A 5931-nucleotide genomic window follows, 5' to 3' on the forward strand; every position below is an offset into this window, starting at 1 on the left:
GTCTTGTGGGCAATGGTCATCCTCATGGGACGACGACTCGCTCGATCCGCATCTCCCAAATCGACCTGACGATCAGTTTGTACACGGGCACTTAGGGGGGACCGCCGCAGTAATGCGGCGGTCCTACCCGACGACATCACCGACTGTTTCGGGTCTCTGGACCATTCGATCATGAGATCGATCCTGGCCGAGAAGATCCACGACGGCCGGTTCCTGCGCCTCATCGATGGGCTGCTCCAGGCCGGATACCTGGAGGAATGGCGCTATCACGCCACGCTGAGCGGCTGTCCGCAAGGCGGTGTGGTCTCGCCCGTGCTCTCCAACATCTACCTGGACCGGCTGGATAAGTTCATCGAGCAGAGCCTGCTGCCTGCCCAGAACCGGGGAGCACGACGCACGCCTTATCGGCCCTACATGCGGCTGTGGCAACGCGCTTGCAGGCTGAAGCAACGCGGGGAACGGGAGGAGGGTCTGGCGCTGCGCAAGCAGATGAAGACCATGCCCTCCCGCGACCCCGACGATCCGGCCTACCGGCGGCTGCGTTACTGCCGTTACGCCGACGATTGGCTGCTGGGCTTCACCGGTCCCCGGCAGGAAGCCGAGCAGATCAAGGACCAGGTCGGCCAGTTCCTGCGTGAGGAACTCGCGCTGGAGCTGTCACCGGCCAAGACCTTGATCACCCACGGGCGGACGCAGGCCGCCCGCTTCCTCGGCTATGAGATTGTGGTGTTACACGCCGACCACAAGCGCGATCAGCGCGGTCACCGCAGCATCAACGCGGCGATCGGGCTGAAGGTGCCGGTCGATGTGATCCGCGCCAAAGCCGCGCCCTACCTCCATCACGGCAGACCGATCCGGCGCACCGAACGCATCGTCAATACTGACTTCAGTATCGTCGCGCAGTTCCAGGCCGAGTTCCGGGGTGTCGCGGAGTACTACCGGCTGGCGTTCAACCGTCACCGGCTCGGTTGGCTGAAGTACGTCATGGAACGGTCGCTGACCAAGACCCTGGCCCGCAAGTACCGGATCACGGTCCCGCAGGTCTATCGCCGCTACCGTGCTGTCCTGGACACCGAGCACGGTCCACGCCGTGGCCTTCAAGTCACCCTGGACCGCGACGATGGACGACCGCCACTGGTGACACAATGGGGCGGCATCAGCCTGGCCCGGGACATCACCCCACGGCCCCTCAACGACAACCCGCCACGCATCTGGAACAGCCGCCGGTCCGAGCTGATCCAACGGCTCACCGCCGAGGTCTGCGAATTATGCGGTTCCACGGAGCAGGTCGAAGTGCACCACATCCGGGCACTCAAAGACGTCAACCCCAAGGGGCGGAAACAACAACCCGACTGGGTCACGCGCATGGCATCTCGCCGCCGCAAGACCCTCGTCGTCTGCCGCGTATGCCATGAGGACATCCACGCCGGACGTCCCACACGCACACCACGATGAGCGCTGGAGAGCCAGCTGCTACGGAAAGCGGGCACGGCTGGTTCGGAGGGGGGCCGTCGGAAAAGGACCAGGTCAACTGGCGCCTCGTCGGCGGCCTACCCTACCACACGGCGGGTCCGGGACGGCGGCTCGGGGAAACGGACCCGGTGGCAACACCGACACCGCGCCCCGAGCCGACCGCACAAGCCCAGGTAACGACCTCATCTGGCGTCGAGCCGGTCGATGAGCACCCCAGCCAGCGGGTCTGGGGCCAGTTCCAATCGTCGCTGCCGCGGTCACACCCAACCCCACGAGAGGCGTGGCAATGCCCGTCACCTCGCGGATGAAAGGCAGGGTCCGCAGAACGTAGAGGCCGCTGCCGAGCGCATCGATGAACTTGCCCATGAGGAATGGGCCGGTCGCTGAGGTCCGGCGGGAAGAGCACAGCATGACGGCCGTATCTCACAGGCGATGACCAACGCCTGTCTCCTGCTGCTGGTGGTCATCCCCGTTCGATGCATTCGACCGGCGGAAGACGCCGAACACAATGAGGCTTGCGGTGGCGAGCATCCACACCGCAATGCCGCCGTAGAGCGTGATCAAGCCGAATCCCCGAGCGAGCGCCGAAGGCACCAGGCTTCCCGACGAGTCCAGGAGCGTCAGTTGCGGGAATGCCTCCCGCAGGGCCGCCGGACTGTCACCGTTCGCCACGTGTGCGGCCACATCCAGCACCTGCTGTCTCGACAACTGTCTGGACAGCCGTGCCTGCAGACTGTTGAAGATCCCCACAGACAGCAGGATCCCCATCACAGAGATGTTCACGGCCAGCGTCACCAGCCGGGCGCTCATGTCGATTCCCGACGCCATGCCCGACCGGTTACTGGGCACCGAAGCTGTGGTGGTGTTGGTGACCGGGGTGTTGGTGAGCCCGAGCCCGATGCCACTCAGAAGCAGGCCCGGCAGGACCGTCAGCGAATTCGCATTCTCGGCGCCGCTGCCGAGATTCAGGAGCAGGAAGCCGGCGCCGATGACGTACATTCCCAGTGGGATGATCACCGAGGGCCGGTACCTCAGCGACAGCCGCTCCGCGATAGGCGGCAGCACTAGGGTGGGAAGCGTGAACGCGAGCAATACCACGGCCGCGGTACCTACGCTGTAGCCGAGGCCGTGCTGCAAGTAGATCGGCAGGTAGATGATCAGCGGCCAGAAGCTGACGTTCATGCCCATGCACCCCAGCAGGGCGCCGGAGAACGCGCGAATCCGGAACAGCGAGAACTGGAACATCGGATTCTTGCCGGTCTTCTCCACGATGACGAAGGCGACGAAGAGCGCCACAGTGAGCCCGAGGATGACCAGTTCCACGATGCCGCCGAAGCCGAGGTCCGGCCCCTGGGTGATGTAGAAGGCCAGTCCGAGTACGGCAAGGCTGAGTGCAGCCATCCCTCGGATGTCCAGCCGCCTGGCCTCGGGGTCACGGGACTCGCGGACGCCGAGGACGAGCAACACCAGCGTGACCGCGGAAACGAACACGTGGACGAGGAAGACCCAGCGCCAATCCAACACCGCGACGAGCCCACCGCCGACGACGGGCCCGAAGCCGAGTCCGAAGCCGAACACGAGTCCCCAGGCCCCGAAGGCCCTGGCGCGTTCCCGGCCTTCCTGGAACTGGTGCGAGAGGATCGCTACATGGCAGATGAGCATGGCGCCGCCGCTCAGGCCCTGGAGAGCCCGACCGAGGATCAGCACACCGACGTTCGAGGCGAACCCGCACAGCAGCGAGGTGACGCCGAACGCGACGACGGTGATCGCGAACACCCGCTTGCGGCCGAACCGGTCCGCCAGCACACCCGTCGCCACCAGGACGGCAACACACGCGATGGTGTAGGCATTCATGATCCATTGCAGGTCGGCGAAGTCACCATGCAGCACGCTGCCGATGGTCGGCAGGATCACCGGGACGCTGGAGATCTCCAGGCCGAACATGAGCCCGGCAAGACAGATGGCGGCCAGTGCCATCCCGTTCCGGGCGCTAGAAGTATCGGTCATGCCAGAAATAATCCCGACATTTGCTGCTTAACGGAATGTCCATCCACCGGCATTTCGCCGCTTTCAGCTTAGGATCGAGGCTATAATCACCTCTATGCCTGGAGATCAAAGCCTAAAGCTCGATGCAACCGACAATGCCATCCTCCAGCTCCTGCAGAGGGACGGACGAATGACCACCGCGGAGCTGGCACGGGCGATCTCTATGTCTGCCTCCTCCACCGCGGACCGGGTGAGGCGCCTCACCGACCAAGGCGTCCTTCAGGGTTACCGGGCCACGGTCGACCCCGTCGCTCTTGGGTACCCGCTAACCGCATTCGTCCGCCTCCGGATGGCCACTCCGGCAGGCAAGGCGTTCCACGACGTGTTGGACGACACCGCGCAGGTTCTGGAAGCGCACTACATCACTGGGGAGGACTGCTTCCTACTGAAGCTGATCGCCCGGTCGATGCAGGACCTTGAACACCTCACCGGGAAATTCCTCACGTTCGGCCAGGTCACGACCAACCTCGCATACAGCAGCCCAGTGCGAAACCGCCCGCTCCCAACCAGCGCCGACGAAGATGACTGGACCTCCCCTGCCTGATCAGCCGCGACCGGAAGACCAAGGCGCATACCGGAGGTCTGGCGAACCCGGTATGGCAATGGCCATTTAAGGGATGGGAAGCGCTGGACCGTTCGCGTGGCGGGTTGAGCACGAAGGTGCGCCTGGCCTCCGACCGGCATTGCCGTCCGATCGCCCGGATCATCAGCCCCGGCCAGCATGGCGACAGCCCGTACTTCCGGCGTGTGCTGGAGGGTGTGGCCATCCCACAAGCGTGAGCGAATCTACCAGGGCACCGTCGACGTCGTCTCGATCAGGATCTGGCTCCGCGGCCCGGTCCAGTGATCCACGGGACACTCCCTAAGGCGGCTGTCCGGAATCACCGTGGCCCTCATTCTTGTGGTGGAGCATGCGCGTGCCGATCAGCCCAATCGCGAGAACGTGCCGATGAGGAAGATCATGAGAGGGCGGCTCGGCTGGCACATCAACCGCAACGCCTGAGGCGGATCCACGATGCGCAGCCGAGCCTGCGGGTCGTCTCAGCCCTCAGACGGCTCGCTCAGGGGACTGCCAAGGACGTCGGCCGCTATGAGCCGGAGTTGATCCGCAAGGCGATCTGGCGGGAAAAGCCACAGGCCGAGCGAATCGGCGCCAGCGGCAAGCAGGCTTTGGAGTCTGTCCCGCACATGGCCGGGATCACCGGCAGCCGCGAACTCGTCGATCCAGGCGTCCTCAACGATAAGCGACTCCCCGGCACTCAAAGCGGCGACCCGCTGCCGGATCTCGGCGCCATATCGGGACTGCCCAACCAGCGCGGTATGCGCTTCGGCTTTCAGGAAGAAGCCGACCGCGTGCCGCACTGCATCTCTGGCCGCCTCGCCGTCATCGGAAACCGACGCGAGGACGAAGGCTGTGAGGGGCGGAGCCAGTCGTCCTGACATGGACACCTGCTTTCTCGCCCAGGCCACGTATGAGGAACTGGCGAGAACCGATAGGAGCACGCCGTCAGCCCTGGCCCCGGCGACACGGAGCGCGCGCTCGTTGACTGCCCCAATCCACAGTTCAGGTGGCTGGCCAGGGACGAACTCCAGTTGGATCCCTGTGAATTGGTGCACGCTGGTTCGACGATCTACCGCAGTGCCGGCTAGGAGCTCACGCACCGCGTCAAAGCTCTCGGTCACCGTGGTCAGTGGACGTTTCGGTAGCAGCCCCATCTGCCCGAGCCAATGCGTATTGCCCAGTCCGACTGCGGCCCGGACCCGCCCCGGGTACGTCCTGGCAAGCCCTGCCAGCTCCATCGCCAAGATGGCAGGGTGCCTGGTCATCACACTGGCCAGCCCCAGACCCGCGGGCACTGTGTTTGTAGCAGCAAGCAGTTGAGTAAGCCCGGACAAACCACCGGTGAAGAAGCAATCTTCCGAGAACCACAGCTCTCCAAAACCGAGCTTCTCAGCGAGCGCCGCCCCACGCGTCAGCTCTTCCGGCGGAGTGAGACTGCCGAAGACGATCCCGATCGTGCCGAGTTCCACTGGCCTTCCCTTCATGTCGGCGTCCGCTTCTCCGCGGACAGCGTCTGTGGCGCCTATCCCGATTAATACGACACCTCATCCGCTCTACAACTGGACACCATGTCCGCTTATTCCTGGGAGGCCGAGCCAGTACAAGAAGCTGCGCGGCTACGACCAGCCGACCTTCGCTCAGCCGGTGACGCTGTGGTTGTGCCATCACCACGACCGGAACTCGCCCCGACGACAGGTGTGCGCGGGCTGGGCCGGCTGCCACGACGGCGCCACGCTGCTGGCGGTACGGGTCGCGCTAGTGCTGCGTTCCTCAAAGGGTGTAGGTGAACCTTCGGCGTAGCTGCCGTGGTGGCGGTGGTGGGCGTCCCCAGACCCAGGGTTTGGCCTGGG

At 64.7% G+C, this 5931-nt stretch carries 5 protein-coding genes and 1 pseudogene; 4 read left to right on the forward strand and 2 right to left on the reverse strand.

Translation table 11 applies throughout. The features are described 5' to 3' along the window. Positions 1-126 precede the first annotated feature (126 nt). Both ACWDRB_RS67525 and ACWDRB_RS67530 read left to right on the forward strand, forming a co-directional pair. Positions 127-1044: pseudogene (locus ACWDRB_RS67525) on the forward strand (reverse transcriptase domain-containing protein); the annotation flags it as partial. 93 nt (positions 1045-1137) lie between these two features. Then, positions 1138-1455 (forward strand): HNH endonuclease, encoded by a 318-nt coding sequence (locus ACWDRB_RS67530; protein ID WP_449912798.1) that lies wholly within the window; start codon positions 1138-1140, stop codon positions 1453-1455. 441 nt (positions 1456-1896) lie between these two features. On the opposite strand, the gene ACWDRB_RS67535 is transcribed toward ACWDRB_RS67530, so the two are convergent. Beyond that, positions 1897-3480 (reverse strand): MFS transporter, encoded by a 1584-nt coding sequence (locus ACWDRB_RS67535; protein ID WP_449912790.1) that lies wholly within the window; start codon positions 3478-3480, stop codon positions 1897-1899. A gap of 94 nt (positions 3481-3574) precedes the next feature. Here ACWDRB_RS67535 and ACWDRB_RS67540 point away from each other — a divergent pair, with 94 nt between their 5' ends. Further along, positions 3575-4063 (forward strand): Lrp/AsnC family transcriptional regulator, encoded by a 489-nt coding sequence (locus ACWDRB_RS67540; protein WP_449912792.1) that lies wholly within the window; start codon positions 3575-3577, stop codon positions 4061-4063. Positions 4064-4560: 497 nt separating this feature from the next. Here the strand turns inward: ACWDRB_RS67540 and ACWDRB_RS67545 are convergent, their stop codons facing one another. Next, the gene (locus ACWDRB_RS67545; RefSeq protein WP_449912794.1) at positions 4561-5550 is read right to left on the reverse strand and encodes an LLM class flavin-dependent oxidoreductase; all 990 of its coding nucleotides are present in this window, start codon (positions 5548-5550) and stop codon (positions 4561-4563) included. A gap of 13 nt (positions 5551-5563) precedes the next feature. Between ACWDRB_RS67545 and ACWDRB_RS67550 the strand changes: the two genes are divergently transcribed. Beyond that, entirely contained in the window at positions 5564-5881 is a 318-nt protein-coding gene (locus ACWDRB_RS67550) for a DUF6283 family protein (protein WP_449912796.1), read from the forward strand. The last annotated feature ends 50 nt before the right edge of the window (positions 5882-5931 follow it).

It is taken from the genome of Nonomuraea sp. NPDC003707, from assembly GCF_053587055.1.